The organism is Streptomyces sp. BK022 (genome assembly GCF_004217355.1).
Taxonomy (GTDB): Bacteria; Actinomycetota; Actinomycetes; order Streptomycetales; family Streptomycetaceae; genus Streptomyces; species Streptomyces griseoluteus.
The window spans coordinates 849,899-871,464 of sequence record NZ_SHKU01000001.1 but is presented as its reverse complement, the minus strand read 5'-3'; the positions used below and the strand labels follow the sequence as shown (position 1 = coordinate 871,464).

At 73.6% G+C, this 21,566-nt stretch carries 19 protein-coding genes; 12 read left to right on the top strand and 7 right to left on the bottom strand.

Features of this window, described 5'->3' with window-relative positions; all coding sequences use genetic code 11:
- Positions 1-50: 50 nt before the first annotated feature.
- A complete protein-coding gene (locus EV284_RS04025) occupies positions 51-3,224 on the bottom strand; it encodes a cytochrome P450 (protein ID WP_130330260.1) in 3,174 nt (1,057 codons plus the stop codon).
- 230 nt (positions 3,225-3,454) lie between these two features.
- Between EV284_RS04025 and EV284_RS04020 the strand changes: the two genes are divergently transcribed.
- From EV284_RS04020 to EV284_RS04000, 5 genes are all read left to right on the top strand, one after another.
- The gene (locus tag EV284_RS04020; protein ID WP_130330258.1) at positions 3,455-4,099 is read left to right on the top strand and encodes a PAS domain S-box protein; all 645 of its coding nucleotides are present in this window, start codon (positions 3,455-3,457) and stop codon (positions 4,097-4,099) included.
- A 101-nt stretch (positions 4,100-4,200) separates the two neighbouring features.
- Positions 4,201-4,695 (top strand): FBP domain-containing protein, encoded by a 495-nt coding sequence (locus EV284_RS04015; RefSeq protein WP_130330256.1) that lies wholly within the window; start codon positions 4,201-4,203, stop codon positions 4,693-4,695.
- A gap of 96 nt (positions 4,696-4,791) precedes the next feature.
- Positions 4,792-6,051: an aromatic acid exporter family protein gene (locus EV284_RS04010; protein ID WP_207228940.1), complete on the top strand. Its 1,260-nt coding sequence runs from the start codon at positions 4,792-4,794 to the stop codon at positions 6,049-6,051.
- Positions 6,052-6,098: 47 nt separating this feature from the next.
- Complete coding sequence (locus EV284_RS04005) at positions 6,099-7,127, top strand: hypothetical protein (protein ID WP_130330255.1); 1,029 nt, start codon at positions 6,099-6,101, stop codon at positions 7,125-7,127.
- An 84-nt stretch (positions 7,128-7,211) separates the two neighbouring features.
- Positions 7,212-8,411 carry a lactonase family protein gene (locus tag EV284_RS04000; protein ID WP_207228899.1) on the top strand — a complete coding sequence of 400 codons (1,200 nt, stop codon included), beginning with the start codon at positions 7,212-7,214 and terminating at the stop codon, positions 8,409-8,411.
- Here EV284_RS04000 and EV284_RS03995 read toward each other — a convergent pair.
- Both EV284_RS03995 and EV284_RS03990 read right to left on the bottom strand, forming a co-directional pair.
- On the bottom strand, positions 8,379-9,101 hold the full coding sequence (locus tag EV284_RS03995; protein ID WP_130330253.1) for a DUF2470 domain-containing protein: 723 nt from the start codon (positions 9,099-9,101) through the stop codon (positions 8,379-8,381). The two genes, EV284_RS04000 and EV284_RS03995, sit on opposite strands and share 33 nt — an antisense overlap.
- 106 nt (positions 9,102-9,207) lie before the next feature.
- The gene (locus EV284_RS03990; RefSeq protein WP_130330251.1) at positions 9,208-9,813 is read right to left on the bottom strand and encodes a TetR/AcrR family transcriptional regulator; all 606 of its coding nucleotides are present in this window, start codon (positions 9,811-9,813) and stop codon (positions 9,208-9,210) included.
- A 132-nt stretch (positions 9,814-9,945) separates the two neighbouring features.
- Between EV284_RS03990 and EV284_RS03985 the strand changes: the two genes are divergently transcribed.
- The gene (locus EV284_RS03985; protein WP_130330249.1) at positions 9,946-11,460 is read left to right on the top strand and encodes a cytochrome P450; all 1,515 of its coding nucleotides are present in this window, start codon (positions 9,946-9,948) and stop codon (positions 11,458-11,460) included.
- Here EV284_RS03985 and EV284_RS03980 read toward each other — a convergent pair.
- Positions 11,422-12,240 carry a pentapeptide repeat-containing protein gene (locus EV284_RS03980; RefSeq protein ID WP_130330247.1) on the bottom strand — a complete coding sequence of 273 codons (819 nt, stop codon included), beginning with the start codon at positions 12,238-12,240 and terminating at the stop codon, positions 11,422-11,424. The two genes, EV284_RS03985 and EV284_RS03980, sit on opposite strands and share 39 nt — an antisense overlap.
- Before the next feature lie 65 nt (positions 12,241-12,305).
- Between EV284_RS03980 and EV284_RS03975 the strand changes: the two genes are divergently transcribed.
- Genes EV284_RS03975 through EV284_RS03960 form a run of 4 tightly spaced genes read left to right on the top strand, consistent with a single transcriptional unit; the run spans position 12,306 to position 16,385 of the window.
- Positions 12,306-13,061 (top strand): (Fe-S)-binding protein, encoded by a 756-nt coding sequence (locus EV284_RS03975; protein WP_130330245.1) that lies wholly within the window; start codon positions 12,306-12,308, stop codon positions 13,059-13,061.
- The gene (locus EV284_RS03970) at positions 13,058-14,536 is read left to right on the top strand and encodes a LutB/LldF family L-lactate oxidation iron-sulfur protein (protein ID WP_130330243.1); all 1,479 of its coding nucleotides are present in this window, start codon (positions 13,058-13,060) and stop codon (positions 14,534-14,536) included. Before EV284_RS03975 ends, EV284_RS03970 begins: the two co-directional genes overlap by 4 nt.
- On the top strand, positions 14,533-15,234 hold the full coding sequence (locus tag EV284_RS03965; protein WP_130330241.1) for an LUD domain-containing protein: 702 nt from the start codon (positions 14,533-14,535) through the stop codon (positions 15,232-15,234). The genes EV284_RS03970 and EV284_RS03965 overlap by 4 nt, the downstream gene beginning before the upstream one ends.
- Positions 15,231-16,385, top strand: coding sequence for a betaine/proline/choline family ABC transporter ATP-binding protein (locus tag EV284_RS03960; RefSeq protein ID WP_130330239.1), 1,155 nt, complete (start codon positions 15,231-15,233; stop codon positions 16,383-16,385). Before EV284_RS03965 ends, EV284_RS03960 begins: the two co-directional genes overlap by 4 nt.
- Position 16,386: 1 nt before the next feature.
- On the opposite strand, the gene EV284_RS03955 is transcribed toward EV284_RS03960, so the two are convergent.
- From EV284_RS03955 to EV284_RS03945, 3 genes are read right to left on the bottom strand one after another with little or no spacing between them, the layout of a single operon-like run.
- Entirely contained in the window at positions 16,387-17,328 is a 942-nt protein-coding gene (locus tag EV284_RS03955) for an ABC transporter substrate-binding protein (RefSeq protein ID WP_130330237.1), read from the bottom strand.
- The gene (locus EV284_RS03950) at positions 17,325-17,996 is read right to left on the bottom strand and encodes an ABC transporter permease (RefSeq protein ID WP_130330235.1); all 672 of its coding nucleotides are present in this window, start codon (positions 17,994-17,996) and stop codon (positions 17,325-17,327) included. The genes EV284_RS03955 and EV284_RS03950 overlap by 4 nt, the downstream gene beginning before the upstream one ends.
- Positions 17,993-18,673, bottom strand: a complete 681-nt coding sequence (locus EV284_RS03945) for an ABC transporter permease (RefSeq protein ID WP_130330233.1) — start codon at positions 18,671-18,673, stop codon at positions 17,993-17,995. The genes EV284_RS03950 and EV284_RS03945 overlap by 4 nt, the downstream gene beginning before the upstream one ends.
- 114 nt (positions 18,674-18,787) lie before the next feature.
- Between EV284_RS03945 and EV284_RS03940 the strand changes: the two genes are divergently transcribed.
- Positions 18,788-19,573, top strand: coding sequence for a pyrroline-5-carboxylate reductase (locus tag EV284_RS03940; protein WP_130330231.1), 786 nt, complete (start codon positions 18,788-18,790; stop codon positions 19,571-19,573).
- Positions 19,574-19,785: 212 nt separating this feature from the next.
- A complete protein-coding gene (locus EV284_RS03935; protein WP_130330229.1) occupies positions 19,786-20,751 on the top strand; it encodes a pirin family protein in 966 nt (321 codons plus the stop codon).
- Positions 20,752-21,566: the final 815 nt, after the last annotated feature.

Genomic DNA, 21,566 nt, shown 5'->3' with positions numbered 1-21,566 from the left:
TATTTCATGCTGTGAGATTTCCAGGGCGTACGGGTGGGACCGGGGGCGGCTCAGCCGGCCGCGTACACGTCCTCCACGTAGCGGCCGGCGCCGACCAGCTCGTCCAGCCAGCGCGTGGCCGCCGCCTCGTCCGCGCCCGGGGTGCGCGTCCGGTACAGGGTGCGGAAGGCCTCGCGGACGCCGGGCGCCATGCGGGCGCCGTCGCCGCAGACGTACACCCGCGCCCCGGCACCGAGCAGTTCCCAGACCTCGTCGGCCTCGGCGGCGATCCGGTGCTGGACGAACTGCGCGCCGTCGACGGGGGCCGCGCTGAAGGCGGGGCGCAGCGAGACGGCTCCGGCGCTCTCGGCGGCGCCCAGTTCGGCCGCGTGCAGATAGTCGGCGTCGGGGGCGTCGCAGCCGAAGTACAGCAGTGCGGGCGGGAGTTCGGCGTCCTGGGCACGGGCCGCGACCCGGTCCATGACCACCCCGCGGAACGGGGCGAGGCCGGTGCCGGCCGCGATCAGCACGACGGGGGTGGAGGTGTCGGTGCGGAACGCCTCCCGGCAGGGCTGGACGCGGGCGTACACCGTGTCGCCGGGCCGCACGCCCGCCAGGTGTCCCGAACCGGTGCCCCGGTAGCGGCCGTTGCCGGAGCGGGCGGGCGCGTCGAGCACGGAGACCATGAGGTCGGCGTGGCGCGGGCCGGCGGCCGGGGAGGAGGAGATGGAGTAGTGGCGCGGGCGCAGCGGGGTGAGCAGGTCGAGCAGGCGGGGCCAGTCGAGGGCCTCGCGCAGGGCGGGGTGGTCCTCCAGCAGTTCGAGGAGGGTGCGCGGGTCGTCGCCGGTGAGGGCGGCGAGGGCGGCGCGCTCGGGCGGGCAGGGGTTGGCGGCGGCGAGGAGTTCGCGCTGGCGCGCGGTGGGCCGCTCCTGCAACTCGACGTGCCGGGTCAGGAGTTCGCGCACGGTGAGCGGGCGGTCCACGGCCAGGCCGTCGCGGCGCGGGCGGGTGGCGCGGATGTCCAGCACCGTGTCGGGGTCGGCACCGAGCGCGCTGAGGGCCCTCTCCACGGTCCCGGGGGCGTTGACCGGCAGCACGGTGAGGTGGTCGGCGGTGCGGTAGGTGACGCCGTCGGGCAGGGCGACGCGCAGGAACCGCTTGACGCGCGGGTGGCCGGGCGCGGTGAGGTCGTACGCCTCGGTGACGGTCATCGGGACCAGCTCGTGCCGCTCCGCGAGGGCGTCCAGCGGGCCGCCGGTCAGGGCGCGGACCTCGTAGGCGTTCTCGGGGTCGTCCGCCGGGGCGGTGGCGTCGGGGTCGCCGTACTCGGTGAGCAGGGCGGTGCGCAGCGCGGCGGTGTAGTCGCGGACGGCGCCGGTGAGGTCGCCGGAGGCGTCGGCGGCCGCGCGCGGGGTGAGCCGGGTGGCGCCCAGCTCGGCGAGGCGGGCGTCGACGCGGGTGGGCATGTGCTGGTAGGTGGCGGCCCAGTTGCGGTCGCCGACGCCGAGCACGGTGTAGGTGACGCCGGTGAGGTCGTGCTCGCCCTCCAGCCAGGCGGCGAAGGCGATCGCGTCGTCGGTGGGGCGGCCGTTGTAGGAGGCGGCGGTGATGACGACGGGCCGGTCGGTGGGCAGCCCGTCGGCGTACGCGTCCAGCGGGGCGACCTCGGTGGCGCAGCCGAGCGCGGCTGCCTCGTCCGCGAGCTGTCCGGCGAACTCGCGGCAGGTGCCGTAGTTGCTGCCGTGCAGGAACAGCGCGGTGGTGCCGGGGCGGACGCGGGCGGGGAGCGCCCGGGCGTCGGTGTCCTCGACGACGGCCGCGGCGGCGGCGCCGGGCAGCGGGGAGTGGACGCGGTCGGCGTCGGTGCGCGGGGTCAGGGTGAGCGTGAAGCCCTCGGGCTTGAGGGTGAGGGTCTCCTTGATGTCCAGCGCGTAGTCGGCGTGGTCGTGCAGCCGGTAGCGGTGGACCAGCATGGCGAGCAGCATGGTCGCCTCATGCAGCGCGAACTGCCGTCCGATGCAGGCTCGTTCACCGGTGCCGAAGGGCTTGAAGGCGTGCACCGGGCGGGCCGCCTCGGCCTCGGCGGTGAAGCGGTCGGGGTCGAACAGCTCGGGGTTGTCGCCCCAGACGGGCTGGCGGTGCAGCATCGGCACCAGCACGCTGACCGCCTGCCCGGCGCGCAGCGGCACCCGCCCGCCGAGCAGGGTGTCCTCGCGGGCCTCCCGGCTGAAGGCGGCGGCGGTCGGCCACAGCCGGAGCGCCTCGTTGAGCACCTGCCGGGTGTAGGTGAGCCTGCCGATGTCGTCGTAGGACGGCTCGGGGTCGGCGGTGTCGCCCCACAGGGCGTCGGCCTCACGCTGGACCAGGCGGAGCACGGCGGGGTGCTTGGCCAGGTAGTACAGGGCGAAGGACATCGCGCCGGAGGTGGTCTCGTGGCCTGCGATGAGGAAGGTGATGACCTGGTTGCGGATGTTCGCGGTGTCCAGGGTGGTGCCGTCGGCGGGGTGCTGGGCGGTGAGCATCAGCCCGAGCAGGTCGGCGGCCTCGCTCTGGTCGGTGCCGGTGCGGGCGGCGATGACCTCGTCCACCACCCCGGCGAGGTAGTCGGCGTCCTCGCGGAAGGCGGCGTCGGCCGCGGTGTGGTCGCCGCCCGGCACGCGGGCCAGGCGGGTCATGCTCCACTCCAGGCAGCGCACCATCGACTCCACGAAGGGGTGTGGCTCGGCGCGCTCGAAGGAGCCGAAGTCGTAGTCGAACCCGGCGAGGCCGATGGTGTCGAGCGTCATCCGGGTCATGTCGCCGGGCACGTCGACCGGCTGCCCGGCGCGGGCGGAGCGGTCCCATGCCTCGATCAGCCGCCGGGCCACCTTCAGCATCACCGGGTGGTAGGCGCGCATGGAGCCGAGCGCGAAGGCGGGCATCAGGATGTCGTGCGCCTTGGCCCAGTTCGGCTCGTCGTTGTACGCGGTGAACAGGCCGTCGGCGGCGAAGGCGCGCACGTTCTCCAGCGCGGGCCCGATGTGCTTGGCGAACCGGTCCTCGTCGGCGAGGTCGGCGATCAGATCGGCGTCGGCGACGAAGAGGGCGTCACGCCCGTGCAGGCGGCGCACCAGCACCGGCCCGTGGGTCCGCATCAGCTCCATGACCTGCTGGATGGGGGTGCGGGTCGGCCCGGTGGCGGAGATGTCGACGACCGGCACGCCGGTGAGTGCGGGGGGCTCGGGGTGCGGGGCGGTGGGGGGCATGGCGTCGGCAACTGCCTTTCGCGGGGCGGGGACTGGCGTTTCGCGTGGGGGCTGGCGTCTTCCAGCGTGCTCCAGAGGCGGGGCGCGCCCGTGCCGGGCCACTACACGAACGTGCAGTGGAAAGTCGGCCCGGACCCTTGCGCACCGGCTCCGGGATGCCGCCTGAGTTGCCGCTGACCTGGGTTTTCGTCTTGGATGGCGGGGACGGTTCGGCACCTTGGGAGGCTGGCGTGGAGTGGGGGCTGGCGGATGCCGTGGTGTGGCGCAACCGGGCCCTGATGCTCTTCGACCGGGTCGCGGTGCCGGTCGCGGTCTGCGACGTGTACGGCAAGGTGCTGATGGCGAACCCTGCGATGGCCGCCGAGTGCGGTACGTCACCGGGTCGGCTCCGCGGCCGTGACGTGCTGGAGCTGTTCCGCCCCGAGGAGGCCGGCCAGGTCGAGCGGATCGCCCAGGCGCTGCGGCTGCGGCACCGCTCCCGCTACCAGGTGTCGGTGAGCTGGACCGCGCCCGGCGGCACGGAGCGGTACGGCGAGCTGACCGCCGACCCGGTGAGCGACTCCACGGACGAGACCCCGGCACTGCTGGTGATGCTCCGGGTGCTCGGACAAAGCGAGCCGGAGCCCACCGCCGAGCCCGCCTCCGTCACCCCGGTCGAGGGCGCGGTGCTGGCGCTGCTGGCCCAGGGCGCCACCACCGGCCGGGCCGCCCGTGAGCTGGGGTTGAGCCGGGACGGTGTCGCGTATCACCTGCGCCGCCTGTCCGCCCGCTGGCACGCGGCCAACCGCACCGAACTGGTCGCCCGCGCCTACGCCCTCGGCGTGCTCGCGCCCGGCGTGTGGCCGCCTCGGGTACGGGGTGCCGGGGCGGGTTAGGAGCGGCGCGCGGAAAACCGCTTGGCCCGGTACGGCGGTGCTCTATACCCTCGTAAACCTAGAGCCCCTAGGCTCATGGCTACAACAGAAGGACTTCTCCGATGCGACCCCTCACCGAGCAGGAAATCCGCGCCTCCTTCGTCAACTGCTCCAAGGGCGACGCCAAGCGGCTGACCGTCCCCCGCGACCTGGCCGAACGCCCCTGGGACGACCTGGACTTCCTGGGCTGGCGCGATCCGGGCGCGCCCGACCGCAGCTATCTGGTCCTCGAACGCGGCACCTCTCCGGTCGGCATCGCGCTGCGCTGCCCGACGGTCCGGCGCGGCTTCCAGCACCGCAGCATGTGCTCGGTGTGCCTGACGACCCATCGCGGCGGCGGGGTCTCGCTGATGACCGCCCGCAAGACGGGGGCGGCCGGCCGCGAGGGCAACTCCGTCGGCGTGTACATGTGCGCCAACCTGGCGTGTTCCCTCTACGTCCGGGGGAAGAAGGTGCCGGAGTCGGGGAGCAGGTTCGAGGAGAGCCTCACGACGGAGGAGCAGATCGCCCGGGCGGGCGGCAACCTCCATGCCTTCGTCGATCGCCTGTACGCCTGAGGGCCGCCCCTTTCGCGTACACGGTGCTCGAACGGCCCCGTTCGGCGCGGTTACGGAAAGGGAAGACGCCAAAGGATGCCAGACGTACGGAAGTGGATGGACGCGCAAGCGCGACGCAGGTGGGCCGACGCGCTGCGGCGCCTGGTCGCGCGCCGCCGCGAGCCGGTGGTCGTCCAGACACTGCGGTCGGCCGCCGCGGCCACGGTCGCCTATGTGATCGCGCTGCGGCTCAGCCCGGAACCGGCGCCCCTGACCGCGCCCCTGACGGCCCTGCTGGTCGTCCAGGTCACCTTCTTCGCCACCCTCACCAACGGCATCCGCCGCGTGAACGCCGTGGTCACGGGCGTGCTGGTCGCCATCGTCTTCAGCCTCCTGGTCGGCCTGACCTGGTGGAGCCTGGCCCTGCTGCTGGTGGCCGCGCTGAGCGTGGGTCATCTGGTGCGCGTGGACGAGTACGTGAACGAGGTGGCGATCAGCGCCATGCTCGTGCTCGGCGTCACCACGGTCGGCTTCACCGCGTGGGCGCGGATCGTGGAGACCCTGATCGGCGCCATCATCGGCATGGCCTGCAATCTGCTGCTGCCGCCCCCGGTGTGGGTGGACGCGGCCGGGCGGTCCATCGAGTGGCTGGCCCGCCGGCTGCGTCAGCTCATGATCCGGATGGGTGAGGAGGCGGCGGGCGCCATCCCCTGGCAGCGGGCGGCCGAACGGCTGCACGAGGCGCGCCGGCTGGACCACGACATCATCCAGGTGGACGCGGCCCTGCGGCAGGCCGAGGAGAGCCTCAGGCTCAACCCGCGCGTCAAGGAGGGACTGCTCCACCGGGTGGTACTGCGCACCGGCCTGGACACCCTGGAGATCTGCACGGTCGTCCTGCGGGTGATGGCCCGCTCCTTCACCGACCTGGCCAAGGCACGCGGGGCCAAGGAGCTGTTCCCGCCGCCGATCGGGCAGACCGTGGAACAGGTGCTGTCCGAGATCGCGGACGCCGTGGTGAGCTTCGCGGTCCTGGTGACCACCGACCTGAGCGCCAACGCCGAGTCGGCCGAGTCCCGGCTCACCGCCGAGCTGCACACGGCCGCCGCCACCCGCGACCGGCTCGCGGAGCAGCTCCTCGCGCATGTCGCGGAGGACCACGAGGACTGGCAGTTGCTCGGGGCCGTCCTCACCGAGGTCAGCCGGATCATCGACGAGCTGGACACCGAGCACCGCAGCCGCCGTCTGCTGGAGGAGCTGGACCGCGTCTCCCGCCAGCAGCGCGCGAAGATGCCCCGCGTGAACCGCCTGCGCCAGCGCCTCGGCGTACAGGAGGACCTCTGGCGGAACCGTGCGGGGGTCGGCGGGCGTTCTCGGTGACGGGACACCGGGCGCGACCGGTGCCGGAGCCTGAAGGGGGCGGGCCGATGGCCGAGCGGGCCGGGGTGCGGATCGAGGGGAACACGCTGCGGCTGGGTGACGGGGTGGTGGTGCGGTTCGTACGCACCCTGCGGCTCCCCGAGCGGGGTACGCATCCGCTGCCGCCGGGGCTGGGCGAGTTCCCGCTGCGCCGGGTCGCGGACCACGCCGACCGGGTGCCGGAGGCGTGGCGGGCGCGCGGCGGGGTGCTGCTGCCGATGTACCTGCGCGAGGCGATGTGGATCGGCTTCGCCGGGACGACAGAGCCGGCCGCCCTCCAGGTCGGCGTCGGCAAGGTGTGCGCGGTCTCCGGCAAGCCCTGGCGGGGCGCGCTGGCGCGGGACCCGCAGAACTACCTCACGCTCCCCCGGCAGCCCTGGCTGGACGGCATCAACTCCGGCAGGGGCACCGTCCGCCAGTTCGTCGCCGTGCCCCTCGGGCTCGGCGCGACCGTGGAGGGTCAGGTGACCGGCGAGGAGACCTGGGGCGGGGTGCAGTTGCAGGTGTTCGGGCTGCGCCCGGAGGCGCTGGCGCGGTGGCGGGAGGCCGAGCGCGCCCGGTCCGCGCCGCTCGCCGGGGGGTACGGCGCTCCGCCCGCCTTCGCCGCCCCGGCCCCCGGCGGCCCCCCGCCGGCGGGCGCCGCTCCCCGGCGGGCGGCGGCGATGGGCCTCGGCGTGGGCGGCACGATGCGCCAGGAGGTCTTCCGGGACGAACGTCCCGCGTCCGACTGGTCCGACACCCCGGCCGGCCGGGTCTTCGTGCACCTGGTCACCCCGCCCGAGTGGCGCCGTATCACCGGCGAGGAGCCCCCGCCCTCGCCCGTGGACCGGGCCGCGTACACCAGGGCGGGCCTGCCGTGGTTCGAGTACTACAACGACGAGGCCGGCGACCTCTCCCCCGCCGGCCCCCTGCGGCCGGTGCGGCCGGTGGGCGACTGGCTGGGCGCCGACCTGGACCCCTGGCAGCAGCCGGCACCGGGGCAGGTGGTCCCGCTGAAGGACGCGCCGGGCGGGCCGGTGGCCGACGGGGAGTGGTGACCGCGCGCCCCGCCTTGCCTTCGGCGGCCGGTCCGCGACAGGGTGGCCGGGACCACGGTGACGGGTGAAAGCTCAAGGGGCGGCATGGACAACGCGGTACGGGCGCAGCGGGACGGCTGGAGCAGGCGGCGCTTCGTGGGCGCCGTGGCGGGGACGGCCGCCGTCGTGACGGTGCCCGCGCCCGCCGCGCCGCCCCCGGACGACCCCGCCCCGGACCCCGCCCCGGCGCCCCGCGGCCGGAAGGCCGCACCGGGGCCCCGCCCGCTGTACCTGGGCACCTACACCTCCGTCGAAGGCGGCGGCAAGGGCGTCTCCGTGGCCCGGTACGACCCGGTCTCGGGCGCGGTCACCGACGCGGAGCCGCTGGCCGGGATCGCGGACCCCTCGTACGTCACCGTCCACCCGGACGGGCACACGCTGTACGCGGTCGACGAGCGCGAGGACGGCGCGGTGACCGCCGTACGGCGGGCGGACGGACAGGTGCTGGGCAGCCGGAGCACGGGCGGATCGGGGCCCTGTCATCTGTCGGTGCACCCGAGCGGGCGCTGGCTGCTGAGCGCGAACTACGGCTCGGGCAGTGTCGCCGTGCACCCCGTCGACGCCTCGGGCGCGCTCGGTGAGCGCACCGCCCTGGTCACGCACTCCAGCCCGGCGCCGGGTCCGGGTCAACAGGGCCCGCACGCGCACCAGTTCATCACGAGCCCGGACGGCGGCCATGTGCTCTCCGTCGACCTGGGCACCGACACCGTCTACACCTACCGGCTCGACACCGGGCACGGCACCCTGACCGAGGTGTCCCGTGCCCGCACCCGGCCGGGCGCCGGCCCGCGCCATCTGACGTTCCATCCGAACGGGCGGTACGCCTACCTCGCCAACGAGGTGGACGACACGGTGGCCGTCTGCGCCTACGACCCGGCGACCGGGCGGCTGACCGTGGGTGAGCCGCAGTCCTCGGGTTCGGCCGGGGACGCCACCAACTACCCGGCGCAGTTCGTGGTGACGCCCGGCGGCGACTTCGCGTTCCTCGCCAACCGGGGGCACGACAGCGTCGCCCGGTACGCCGTCGAGGAGGACGGGGCCCGGCTGCGGCTGCTGGACACGGTGCCGGTGGACGGGGACTTCCCCCGCCAGCTGGCGCTCTCGCCGGACGGGCGGCTGCTCTTCACGGCGAACCAGCGCTCCGGCACGGTGAGCGTGTTCCGGGTCGACACCGGTACCGGAGCGCTCGGTCGGGCGGGTGAGCCGTTCCCGTCACCGGTCGCCGTCTGCGCGGTGCCGCTGTAGGGAGCGCGGGCAGCCGGCGCCGGCCTGGGTGAGCAGCGCGTGCATACGCTCGGTGAGCTGCCCGACGTCGTCGGCGGGCGTGTGGAACGTCAGCCGGACGTCGCCGTGCGCGCGGGCGCGCTCGATGCGCAGGGTGAGCCCGTGCCGGTCCAGCGCCAGGGGGGTCACGCGGGTCACGGCGTGCAGGCTCTGCGGCGGGACCAGCCGGGTGAGCCGCTCCACGGCATCCGGGTGGGAGTCGGCCAGGTGGGTGAGCAAGTGCGCCTCGGCGACGGCCAGCGGGTCGGGCCGGGCGTCCGCGTACTCCGCCGGGTCGATGAGGACGGCCCCGGAAGGCCGCCGCAGCACTACGCGGGTGGGCTGGAACAGCAGCCGGCCACCCCGCCCGGAGAGCCGGCCGGAAAGCCACAGCCGGGCCCGGATGCGCCGGCGCACCGGTACGGGTGCCACGTCGGCGAACTCCAGCACCGCGGTGGGCTCGCCGCGCGGGGCGCACAGCGCGGCGGCGGACAGGGCGCTGTCCTCGGGCACGTCGAGCAGCACCCGGCCGTCCCCGGTCACGGTGTGCGCGCCGACGTACTCCTCGCGGGCGCCGTCCGCGGTCACCGCGCACGACCACGCGGCGGCGAGGACCGACCGCGCCCGCTCCGCCGCTCCGGGTCCTGCCGCCCAGTCCTGCGTGTCACCCATCCCGAGTCCTCCTTAGGTAAGCCTTGCCTAACCTATCGAAGATCCGGGCGTACGCCAACCGCACCACCCGGCCGAGTGACACGGATGGAGGTATCCGGACGCGCCGTCAGGCGATGGCGCCGAGCAGCGCCCGCGCGCACAGCTCGCGCACCTGATCCCGGCCGGGTTCACCCTCGCGCAGCCACTCCAGGCAGACGGCGGTGGTGAAGGCGAGCCAGCCGCGCACCGCCAACCGGGCCTGCGGGGAGCCCTCGAAGGCGGGCCCGAACTCGGGGTCGGCGGCCAGCGCGGCGAGGATCTGCCGCTCCTGCGCGGCCAACGCCCGCCGGTAGACCCGGCGTACGGCCTGGTCGCCGGCCGCGTCGGCACGGTGGAAGGCGCGGAAGCCGTGGGCGTGCGCCTCGACGTACCCGAGGTAGGCGTCCAGCCCGGCGCCGAGCTGTTCGCGGACCGGCACGCCGGGCACGGCCGCGGTCATCCGGAGCATGCGCTCGCTCTCCCGCTCCACCACGGCGGCGAAGAAGTCCCGCTTCGTCGGGAAGTAGTGGTACAGCAGACCCCGCGAGACCCCGGCGATCTCGGCCACCCGCTCGATCCACACGTCGTCGTACGGGCTCTCGGAGAACAGGCGCGCCCCGACCGAGAGGAGTTGCTCGCGGCGCTCCTCGGTGCTCAGTCGGCGCCGGGCGCGTTCCCCCTGGTTGGCGGCCATGCCGTCACCCTAGTGGACACGTTGCTTGACGTGGGTTCAGTGGGCGGACCAGACTGCCAGCGCTATTGAACTCACGTTCAACACGCGCGTGGCGGGCGGGCAACAGGCCACCGGATCAAGGGAGATCGCGTCATGGCCGAGACGACGGGGGCGGGACTGCCCAAGGGGTTCCGCGGTGCCGAGCAGGGCTGGCCGGAGCTTGACCGCATCCCCCATCCGCCGCGCCGGCTGCCGCTGCTCGGTGACGTGCTGGGCGTCGACCGGCGCACCCCCCTCCAGGACTCGATGCGGCTCGCGAGCGAACTGGGCCCGATCTTCCGGCGCCGGGTGCTGAACCGGGAGTTCGTGTTCCTGTGGGGTGCGAAGCTGGCCGCGGACATGGCGGACGAGAGCCGGTTCGCCAAGCACGTGGGTCTCGGGGTGGCCAACCTGCGCCCGGTCGCCGGGGACGGGCTGTTCACCGCCTACAACCACGAGCCCAACTGGCAGCTGGCGCACGACGTGCTCGCGCCCGGCTTCAGCCGGGAGGCGATGGCCGGGTACCACGCGATGATGCTGTCGGTCGCGGGCCGGCTGACCGGCCACTGGGACGGCGAACTGGCCGCCGGACGCACGGTGGACGTACCGGGCGACATGACCCGGCTGACGCTGGAGACCATCGCGCGCACCGGCTTCGGGCACGACTTCGGCTCCTTCGAGCGTGACCGGCCGCACCCCTTCGTCACCGCCATGGTCGGCACCCTGGCCTACGCCCAGCGGCTCAACAGCCTGCCGGTGCCCCCGGCGCTCCAGCGGAGGGCCGCCCGGCGCAACGCCGCCGACATCGCCTACCTGGACGACACGGTCGACGCCCTGGTGGCCGCCCGCCGCGCCTCGGGGCGCGGGGAGGGCGACCTGCTGGACCGCATGCTGGAGACGGCCCACCCCGAGACCGGCGAGCGGCTGTCGGCGGAGAACGTCCGCAAGCAGGTGATCACGTTCCTGGTCGCGGGTCACGAGACCACCTCCGGCGCCCTCTCGTTCGCGCTGTACTACCTGGCCGAGCACCCCGAGGTCGCCGCCCGCGCCCGCGCCGAGGTGGACCGCGTCTGGGGCGACACCCCCGAGCCGGGCTACGACCAGGTGGCCCGGCTGCGCTATCTGCGCCGGGTGCTGGACGAGTCGCTGCGGCTGTGGCCGACCGCGCCCGCGTTCGCCCGCGAGGCCACCGAGGACACCGTGCTGGCCGGGGAGCACCCCATGCGCCGGGGCGGCTGGGCGCTGGTCCTCACGCCGATGCTGCACCGCGACCCCGAGGTGTGGGGCGATGACGCCGAGCGGTTCGACCCGGACCGCTTCGACGCCAAGGCGGTACGGGCCCGGCCGCCGCACACCTTCAAGCCCTTCGGCACGGGCGCGCGGGCCTGCGTGGGCCGCCAGTTCGCGCTGCACGAGGCCACGTTGGTGCTCGGCCTGCTGCTGCGCCGCTACGAGCTGATCCCGGACCCCGGCTACCGCCTGAGGGTCACCGAGCGCCTGACGCTGATGCCGGACGGCCTTCGCCTGGGCCTGGAACGCCGGAAGGCCCCCGCCGCCGCCCCGGCCGGCGCTCCCGAGCCGGACGCCGGTTCAGCGGGGCGCTGCCCAGTGCACGGGACGGACGAGTGAGCCCGGCAGCCGGGTACCGGGTCCCCCGCGGGCGGCGTTGACCTGCGGCTGGGTGAGGAAGAGGGCGCCGGTGAGGTCGGCGTCCGTCAGATCGGCGCCCCGAAGATCGGCGCCGATGAGATCGGCGTGCCGCAGGTCGGCACCGGTCAGGTCGGCCGCGATCAGGCAGGCGCCGCGCAGGCTGACCCCGCGCAGATCGGCACCCTTGAGTTTCGCGCCCGCCAGGTCCGCGCCCCGCCGGTCCCGGCCCTTCTTCCGGCCTTTACGGGCCAGCTCCGAAGCCCGGAGCAGGAGTTCCGCCACCTGCTGCCACTGGGCGGCCGGGTCCAGCGCGGCCAGTTCCCCGGGCTCCTGGGCGGCGAGCCGCTCGGTCTCCTGAAGCGCGCGGCGCAGCTCCGGGTGGAGAGGCCGGGCGGCGTCGAGACGGAGCGCCTCGGTGAGGTACCAGAGCAGCTCGTGCAGGCGCCGGACCACCGGAAACACCTCGAACATCAGCCGGGCACGCTCCCCCTCGCCCGTGCGCCAGTCCCGGCCGCCGAAGGTGACCTGGGAGACGCGCTGGCCGGCGCCGAAGCAGTCGTACACCGTGCACCCGGCGTAGCCCTTGGCGCGCAGCTCGGTGTGGATGCCGCAGGCGTGGTCCTCGCGCAGGTTGGCGCAGGGCTTGCCGGCGGGCTTGTCGTGGGCGAAGTCGGCGGAGCGCGCGAAGGGCAGGGCCACGCAGCAGAGGCCGAAGCAGTTGGCGCAGTCGGCGCCGAGGAGGGGTATGTGATCAGGCATCGCGGCAAGGGTACGGGCTCTGGCTAGGCTGCCCTTGTCCGATCTTCGAGACCCGAGGAGCCGCGATGCGTGTCGCCCTGTTCCTGACCTGTGTCAACGACACGCTCTACCCGGACACCGGCCGCGCCGTGGTGGGACTCCTGGACCGCCTCGGGGTCGACGTCGACTTCCCCCTGGCGCAGACCTGCTGCGGGCAGGCCCACTACAACACCGGCTACCGGCACGAGACGGAACCGCTGGCCCGGCACTTCGCGGAGGTCTTCGGGGCCTACGACGCGATCGTCACGCCGTCGGGTTCGTGCGCGGCGATGGTCCGGGAGCTGTACCCGAGGCTGGGTGAGCGGGCCCGGGCCGAGGGGCGCGGGGAGGCACTGGCCGACGTGCTGGCGCCGGTGGTGCCGAAGACGTACGAGCTGACGGAGTTCCTGGTGGACGTGCTCGGCGTCACCGACGTCGGCGCCTTCTATCCGCACAAGGTCACCTACCACCCCACCTGTCACGGTCTGCGCGCCCTGGGGCTCGGCGACCGGCCGCGCCGGCTGCTGGAGGCGGTGCGGGGGCTTGAGCTGGTCGAACTGCCCGGCGCCGACGAGTGCTGCGGGTTCGGCGGCACCTTCGCGGTCAAGAACGCCGGGGTGTCGGCGGCGATGGGGGCGGACAAGATGCGCAACGCCGAGTCGACCGGCGCGGAGGTGCTGTGCGCGGCCGACAACTCGTGCCTGATGCACCTGGGTGGCACGATGAGCCGGGCGGGCTCTCCGGTGCGGCCGGTGCACATCGCGGAGATCCTGGCGAGCACGGAGGAGGCGCCGGCCCGGTGAACGAGACCTTCGTGGGAATGCCCGCCTTCCCCGAGGCGGCACGGGAAGCGCTGGCCGACGGCACCTTGCGCGGCAATCTGCGGCACGCCACCCACACCATCCGCGCCAAGCGCGCGGCGGCCGTGGCGGAGGTGTCCGACTGGGCGGAGCTGCGCGAGGCGGGCAGCCGGATCAAGGAGCACACGCTCCGCCGTCTCGACCGCTATCTGGAGCAGTTGGAGGAGTCGGTCACCGCCGCCGGCGGCACGGTCCACTGGGCGGCGGACGCGGCGGAGGCCAACCGGATCGTCACCCGGCTCGTGCGGGAGACGGGCGAGTTCGAGGTCGTGAAGGTCAAGTCGATGGCCACGCAGGAGATCGGGCTCAACGAGGCGCTGGAGGCGGCCGGCATCCGGGCCTACGAGACCGATCTCGCCGAGCTGATCGTGCAGTTGGGTGAGGACCGCCCCTCGCACATCCTGGTCCCGGCCATCCATCGCAACCGGGCCGAGATCCGCGACATCTTCCGTACCGAGATGGCCGGTTGGGGCCGCCCGGCGCCCGAGGGGCTGTCCGACAGTCCGGCCGAGCTGGCGGAGGCGGCGCGGCTGCATCTGCGGGAGAAGTTCCTGCGGGCCAAGGTGGGCATCTCGGGGGCCAACTTCATGGTCGCGGAGACCGGCACGATGGTGGTGGTGGAGTCCGAGGGCAACGGGCGGATGTGCCTCACCCTGCCGGAGACCCTGATCTCGGTGGCCGGCATCGAGAAGGTCGTCCCCACCTGGCGCGACCTGGAGGTCTTCCTCCAGACCCTGCCCCGCTCCTCCACCGCCGAGCGCATGAACCCGTACACCAGCATGTGGACCGGTACCACGGACGGCGACGGACCGCGCGTCTTCCATCTGGTGCTGGTGGACAACGGGCGCACCGACACCCTCGCCGACGAGGTCGGCCGCCAGGCGCTGCGCTGCATCCGCTGCTCGGCCTGCCTGAACGTGTGCCCGGTGTACGAGCGCGCGGGCGGCCATGCCTACGGCTCGGTCTATCCCGGCCCCATCGGGGCCATCCTCAGCCCTCAACTGCGCGGCACGGCAAGCGAGATCGACGCCTCGCTGCCGTACGCGTCCTCGCTGTGCGGGGCCTGCTACGAGGTGTGCCCGGTCGCCATCGACATCCCCGAGGTGCTGGTCCGGCTGCGCGAGCGGGTCGTGGAGGGCGGTCCGGCGGTGCGCGAGGGCAACCGGGTCGTGCTGAGGCCGGCCAGGGGCCACGCGGCGGAACGGGCGGCCATGCGGGCGGCCCGCTGGACCTTCACCCACCCGGACGCGCTGCGCACCGGCCAGCGCCTCGCCTCCCGCGCCCGCCGTCTGCGCCCGCGCACCCTGCCGGGGCCCGGCGCGGCGTGGACCCGGACCCGCGACCTGCCGGAGGTGCCGGCCGAGCCCTTCCGGGACTGGTGGGCACGCACCCGGGGCGGCAAGGAGGAGACGAAGTGAGCGACCGGGAACGCGTCCTCGGCCGAATCCGGCGCGCGCTGGCCGACGTACCCGAGGACGACACGCCGTACGACCGGGCGGTCCCCCGCGACTACCTGCGCGAGCACGGCGAGCGCACCGCCGGGGAGAGGGTGGAACTGCTGGCGGAGAACCTGGCCGACTACCGGGCCGTGGTGCACCGGTGCGCGGAGGCGGACCTGCCCGAGCTGATCGCCCGGCTGCTGGCGGCGCGGGGGGCCGAGTCCGTGCTCGTGCCGGAGGGGCTCCCGCCGGCGTGGCTGGCGAACGCCGGCCCGGTGCCCGTCCCCGACCGCGCGGAAAGCACCCCGTACGAGCTGGACGCCGTGGACAGCGTCGTGACCGGCTGCGCGGTGGCCGTCGCCGAGACCGGCACCCTCGTGCTCGACGGCGGGCCGGGCCAGGGGCGCCGCCGGATCACCCTCGTGCCGGACCACCACATCTGCGTGGTCCGTGTCCCCGAGCAGGTCGTGGCGTCCGTTCCGCAGGCCCTCGAACGCCTCTCCCCCACCAGGCCGTTGACCTGGATCTCGGGCCCCTCGGCCACCAGTGACATCGAGCTGGACCGGGTGGAGGGGGTGCACGGTCCGCGCACGCTGGAGGTCGTGCTCGCCGGGGTCATCCCTTCGGTCGGCGGGACCGGGCGGGGGGACGGGACCCCGGCTAGCGTGGGGGAATGATCCGGTTCGAGCAGGTCAGCAAGCGCTACCCGGACGGTACGACGGCCGTGGACGACCTCTCCTTCGAGGTGTCCGAGGGCGAACTCGTCACCCTGGTCGGCCCCTCGGGCTGCGGCAAGACGACCACCATGATGATGGTGAACCGGCTGATCGAGCCCACCGCGGGCCGGATCGTCGTGGACGGCGAGGACATCGCGCGGATCGACCCGGTCCGGCTCCGCCGCCGCATCGGGTACGTCATCCAGCAGGTCGGCCTCTTCCCGCACCGCACGGTGCTGGACAACACCGCGACCGTGCCGTCCCTGCTCGGCTGGAAGCGGGCCAAGGCACGGGCGCGCGCCGCCGAGCTGCTGGACCTGGTGGGCCTGGACCCCAAGACGTTCGGCGCGCGCTACCCGGATCAGCTCTCCGGCGGTCAGCGGCAGCGGGTCGGGGTGGCACGGGCGCTCGCGGCCGATCCGCCGGTGCTACTGATGGACGAGCCGTTCGGCGCGGTCGACCCGGTGGTGCGCGAGCAGTTGCAGGACGAGTTCCTGCGCATGCAGCAGGCGGTGCGCAAGACGGTGCTGCTGGTCACGCACGACATCGAGGAGGCGGTCCGGCTCGGCGACCGGATCGCGGTGTACGGCGAGGGCCGCATCGAGCAGTTCGACACCCCCGGCGCGGTCCTGGGCGCCCCCGCGACCCCGTACGTCGCCGGGTTCGTCGGCGCCGACCGGGGTCTGAAGCGGCTGTCGGTGACCGCGATCGAGCCGGACGACCTGGAACAGCCCCCGGTGGCCCGCCCGGACGAGCCCGCCGGTTCCGCCGCCCGGCGGCTGCGCGAGGAGGGCGCGCGCTGGGCGGTCGTCCTGGACGCGGACGGCGACCTGCACGGCTGGGTCGGCCTGGAGGAGCTGGCGGCGGGCGGCACGGTCGGCGAGCTGGCCCACCGGATGACGGCCTGGGTCCCGGTGGGCGCCCCGCTGAAGCAGGCGTTCGGCGTGATGCTCCAGTACGACGCCGGGTGGGTCGCGGTACTGGACGGCTCCCGTCTCCTGGGTGTGCTGACCCCGGCCAAGCTGCACGAGGCGCTGCGGCGGTCGGTGGACGCGGACGTGCTGGGGGTGGCGCGGGGTCAGGTGCCGTTCGACTCGGTGTCGGACGCGTAGGTCAGCTGAGGAGGCCCTTGTCCTTCAGGTACGCGCGGGCCACGTCGGCGGGCAGTCGGCGCCAGCTGTCGACCTGCTGGTTCATGTCGGCGAGGTCCTTCGTGGTGAGGACGTCGTTGAGCTTGCCGAGCGCCTTGGCGACGCGCTCGCTGCCGGCTCGGGCCCGGTTGACGACGGGGACGACGTAGTCGGCGTTCTGGAGGTGCTTGTCGTCGGCGAGCAGGACGAGGCCGAAGGAGCCGAGGGTGGCGTCGGTGGTGGTGGTCAGCACCATCTGGTCGCGCCCGGACTGCACGGCCTGCTTGGCCGGGGTGGTGCCGACACCCTTGGGATCGACGGCGGTGATGTCGATCCCATACACCTTCCTCAGGCCGGGCGCGCAGTACGGGCGCTTCACGCACTCGTCGCCCGCCGCGAGGCGCACCTTGAGTCCGGAGGCCCCGAGGTCGCTGAGGGTCTTGAGGTGGTGGCGGCGGGCGTAGGAGGCGCTGACCGCGAAGGCGTTCTGGTCGACGGCCCGGCCCGGCGGGAGGACGGTGAGTCCGCGCGGGGTGGCCAGGGCGCGCAGGTTCCTCATGGTCTCGGCGAGGTCGGGTGAGCCGGCCGGGGGCGCGTCGGCGCCGTGCTCCTTGGCGTTGAGCCAGTCGGCGAAGGTGGCGGCGTACTCGGGGGCGACGTCGATCTGCCCGGACTCCAGGGCGGGTTCGTACAGCTCCCGGTTGGCGACGGTGATCAGCGAGGTCTGGTATCCGGCCTGGCCGAGGAGCTGGGCGTAGAGCTGGGCGAGCAGGTCGCTCTCGGTGAAGCCCGCCGAGCCGATGACCAGGTGGTGGCTGTCGCCGGGCGGCGCGGTGACGGCGTCCCGGTTCTCCAGCGAGGGCCCTGAGGAGCAGCCGGCCAGGGCGAGGAGAGTGGCGGCGGCGAGCGCCGCGCGGACTCTCACCGGCCGCCCCTCGCCCAGGCGGGACCGAGCCGCTCCACGACCTCGAACACGCCCTCGACGAGCAGGGCGAACACGGCGACGAGGATGGCGCCCGCGACGACCTGCGGGGTGCTGGCCAGGTTGAACCCCGCGGTGATGATCCGGCCGAGGCCGCCGCCGCCCGCGAGAGCGGCGATGGTGGCGGTGGCGACGAGCTGGACGGCGGCGATCCGTACCCCGGTGAGGATCATCGGCAGTGCGAGCGGCACCTCGACCCGGACCAGTGTCTGCCGCCCGGTCATCCCCATGCCGCGTGCGGCCTGCACCACGCCCCGGTCGACCTCGCGCATGCCGACGTAGGCGTTGGTGAGCAGGGGTGGCACGGCGAAGAGCACCAGGGCGACGACGGTGGGCCCCTCCCCCCACTTCCCCACCGGGGTCAGCAGGAGCAGCACCAGCACGGCGAAGGTGGGCACCGCCCGGCCGACGTTGGAGATGTTGACGGCCAGCGCGCCGCCCTTGCCGAGGTGCCCGAGGACCAGCGCGACGGGCAGCGCGATCAGGCAGCTGACGATCAGGCACACGACGGTGAGCAGCAGGTGTTGCAGCAGGCGGTGCCAGACGCCGTCGTCGCCGGACCAGTGGGCGGGGTCGGCGAGCCAGTCCCAGGTGGAGCCGAGCACGTTCATGTACGGCCCTTCCTCGCCCACGGGGTGAGCAGCCACTGCACGCCCAGCAGGAGCAGGTCGGCGGCGACGGCGATGAGCACGCACAGCACGGACGCGGTGAGGACCTGCGCCTTGAAGTAGGTGTTCATGCCCGCGTAGATCAGATTGCCGAGCCCGCCGAAGCCGACGATCGCGCCGATGGTGACGAGGGAGACCGCCGAGACGGTGGCGATGCGCAGCCCGGCCATCGCGGCGGGCAGCGCCAGCGGCAGCTCCACGGTGAGCAGCAGCCGTACGGGACCGAAGCCGAGCCCGCGCGCGGCCTGCCGGGTCTCCTCGGGGACGGCGCGCAGTCCGGCGAGGATGTTCCGTACGAGCAGCGTGAGCGAGTACAGCACCAGTCCGGCGACGACGAGGGTGGCGGACAGCCCGTACACCGGGAGCAGCAGGGAGAACATCGCCAGGGAGGGGATGGTGTAGAGCACGGTGGTGACGGCGAGCACCGGCCCCGCGGCCCATCCCCAGCGGCGGGCGAGCACGGCGAGCGGCAGCGCGACCGCGAGCCCGATCAGCACGGACAGCGCGGTCAGCTCCAGGTGCTGCCCGACGGCGTCGAGGAGGATCTGACGGCGGCTGCTCAGGTAGTCGCCGCAGATCCACTCGTTGCGCGCGAGGCAGTCGTCGGGGGCGGCGGTCACCCGTCCATTGCACCGGCCGGGGCAGCGGGTCGGCGCGTTGTGGTCGCCCGTACGGGGGCCGGAACACCCCTTTTGGTATCACTTCTGGCATCCGAAGCGAGGAGTGTGGCGGCTGTGGAACGCATCGTCGTCGTCGGCGCCGGCCACATGGGGTCGGTCATCGCAGGGGGCCTGGTGGACGGGGTGCCGCAGGCCGAGGTGGTCGTCGTGGAACCCTCGGCGGAACGCCGGGCCTCCCTGGCCGGCCGCGCGGAGGTGGCCGCCGCGTACGACCCCCGCCCGGACGACCTCCTCGTGCTCGCCATCCCGCCCCAGGCGTTCGACTCCTTCGCGGAGAGCCTGCCGCCGGGCGCGTGCGCGCAGACGACAGTCGTCTCGATCATGGCGGGCGTACGCCTGGAGACCCTAGCCTCCGCGCTGGGCACGGACAGGGTCCTCCGCGCGATGCCGAACCTCGCCGCTGGGGTGGGCCAGAGCATGACGGTCCTCTGCCCCGGCGACCAGGTCACCGCCGGCGGGGTGGACCGGGCCAGGGGCGCGCTGTCGGTGATCGGCGAGGTCCTCGTGGTCCGGGACGAGTCCCTTCTCGACGCGGCGACCGCGGTGGCGGGCAGCGGCCCGGCCCTGGTGGCGTACCTCGCCCAGTCCTTCACGGACTTCGCCCGCGGGGCGGGCTTCGCCCCCGCCGACGCCCTGCTGCTGACGAGCCAGGTGCTGCGGGGTACGGCGGCCGTCCTGTCGGAACCGGGCGCGACCCCGGAATCCCTGTACCGACAGGCCAGCACCCCGAACGGCACGACCGCCGAGGGCATCGCCACGCTGCGGCAGCACCGGGTGGGGGAATCGCTGCGCGCGGCACTGGAGGCTACGGCGGAGCGGGCGCGGGAGTTGGCGGGGTGAGGGAGGAGTCGGCGGGACGAGGGGGGCGGACGGGGCGGCCTGCGGCAGAGAGCCGTGCGGGTGAGGCGTTCGACTCCGGTGGTCGGGGAGCCACGGGGGGGCAGGGCCCAGGTGGCGGCGAGGTGAAGGACTCCGCCCCCGACGCGGCCCCGGAACGAGTGGAGTGAGGACTCGGTCCCGCCGCCGGGTGAGCGGAGCGCTAGGTTGGCCGTATGAGCAACCTTGACCTCGCGCCGGAGCCGCGCGCATGCGGTGGCCGTGGCTTTGTCGTCGCCGAGCCGGTCCGTGAGCTGCTGAGCCCTCGCACGGTGAAGCTCGGGGAGTCCACCGAGGTCCGCCGGCTGCTGCCGAACCTGGGGCGGCGCATGATCGGGGCGTGGGCGTTCGTGGACCACTACGGCCCGGACGACATCGCGGACGAGCCCGGCATGCAGGTGCCCCCGCACCCGCACATCGGCCTGCAGACGGTGAGCTGGTTGCACGACGGAGAGGTGCTGCACCGGGACTCCACCGGCAGTCTCCAGACGATCCGGCCGCGCGAACTGGGCCTGATGACGGCGGGCCGGGCGATCAGCCACTCCGAGGAGAGCCCGAAGCCCCACGCGCGCTACCTGCACGGAGCCCAGTTGTGGGTGGCCCTCCCGGACGAACACCGCCACACCGACCCGCACTTCGAGTACCACGCGGAGCTGCCGACGGTGACGGCCCCCGGCCTGACGGCCACGGTGATCCTGGGCACCCTGGACGGCACGACGTCCCCCGGCACCACGTACACCCCTCTGGTCGGCGCCGACCTGACCCTCACCGAGGGCACCCGGACCCACCTCCCCCTCGACCCCGACTTCGAGTACGGCGTGCTCTCGATGTCGGGTTCGGTCCACGTGGACGGCGTCCCCGTCACCCCGGGCTCCATGCTCTACCTCGGCTGCGGCCGCACGTCCCTCCCCCTCCACGCGGACTCCGACGCCTCGGTCATGCTCCTGGGCGGAGAGCCGTTCGCGGAGGAGCTGATCATGTGGTGGAACTTCGTGGGGCGGACGCAGGACGACATCCGTCGGGCCCGGGAGGACTGGATGACGGGTTCGCGATTCGGGGAGGTGAAGGGGTACGACGGGCAGCCGCTGCCCGCTCCCCAACTCCCGCCCGTGCCACTGAAACCACGAGGGCGGGTGCGCTGAACCGGCACTTCTCTAAGCTCGATCACACAAGGATGAACAACGGGAAACCATCCCACCCGACTACCATTGCATCGCAGATGCAAACACTTCTATGGCCGATCATGCGACCCACGCACGACGTGCAAGTTTCGCCACGCTTGACCGACCTTGCTCGGACTGATGCTGACCCGGTGCCGACTTTGCTGACGGCTAGTCAGATTGCCACGTGGGGCTCTGCCAGTGCTGACCGCACTGCTCTCACCACGCCGTTCTCGAACTTGCGCCCCACATCGTCGACGAAGTACCCCTCGCTCAGCACACACGAAACCCGGCCCTCTTCGGGACGATGCTGACCTGAGACCCCGCTTGTGGGATCCCCACAAGCTTGCCCATCGCCGCATGCCAGAAGTCGAGCCCACGAAACCGCGCCGCCCGTATCTCAAACACCGATAGATCGGCGGAGTGCGACGGCGCAGCAGGGTTGCATCCACGGTGGAGGTCCTGGCAGCCGCAGGCGAACTCCAGGGTGCATTGGTGGGACTATCGCCGCGTACGCGGGGATAGTCCCGCCGCCAGGTCATCGGCGCCCTGCTGCCCGCGTGACCCGCGCTCGAGCTGCTCGGCCCGACGCCCAGCCGGGCCCGGGGCGGCCCATGGGTGACCGACCAGGCAGGTCAGCAGCGGAGAGAAGCTGCTTTGGTCGGAGTATCTCGCTGCGCAATGCGCTCAGCACAGTCAGGGCTTCCTGGTTATCGATGTCGGAGAACGCATGGATCTCCAAAAGCTTGATCGAGGTGAGCGAGGGCTGACCTCCGCCCCGGGCCCGGGCTGAACCG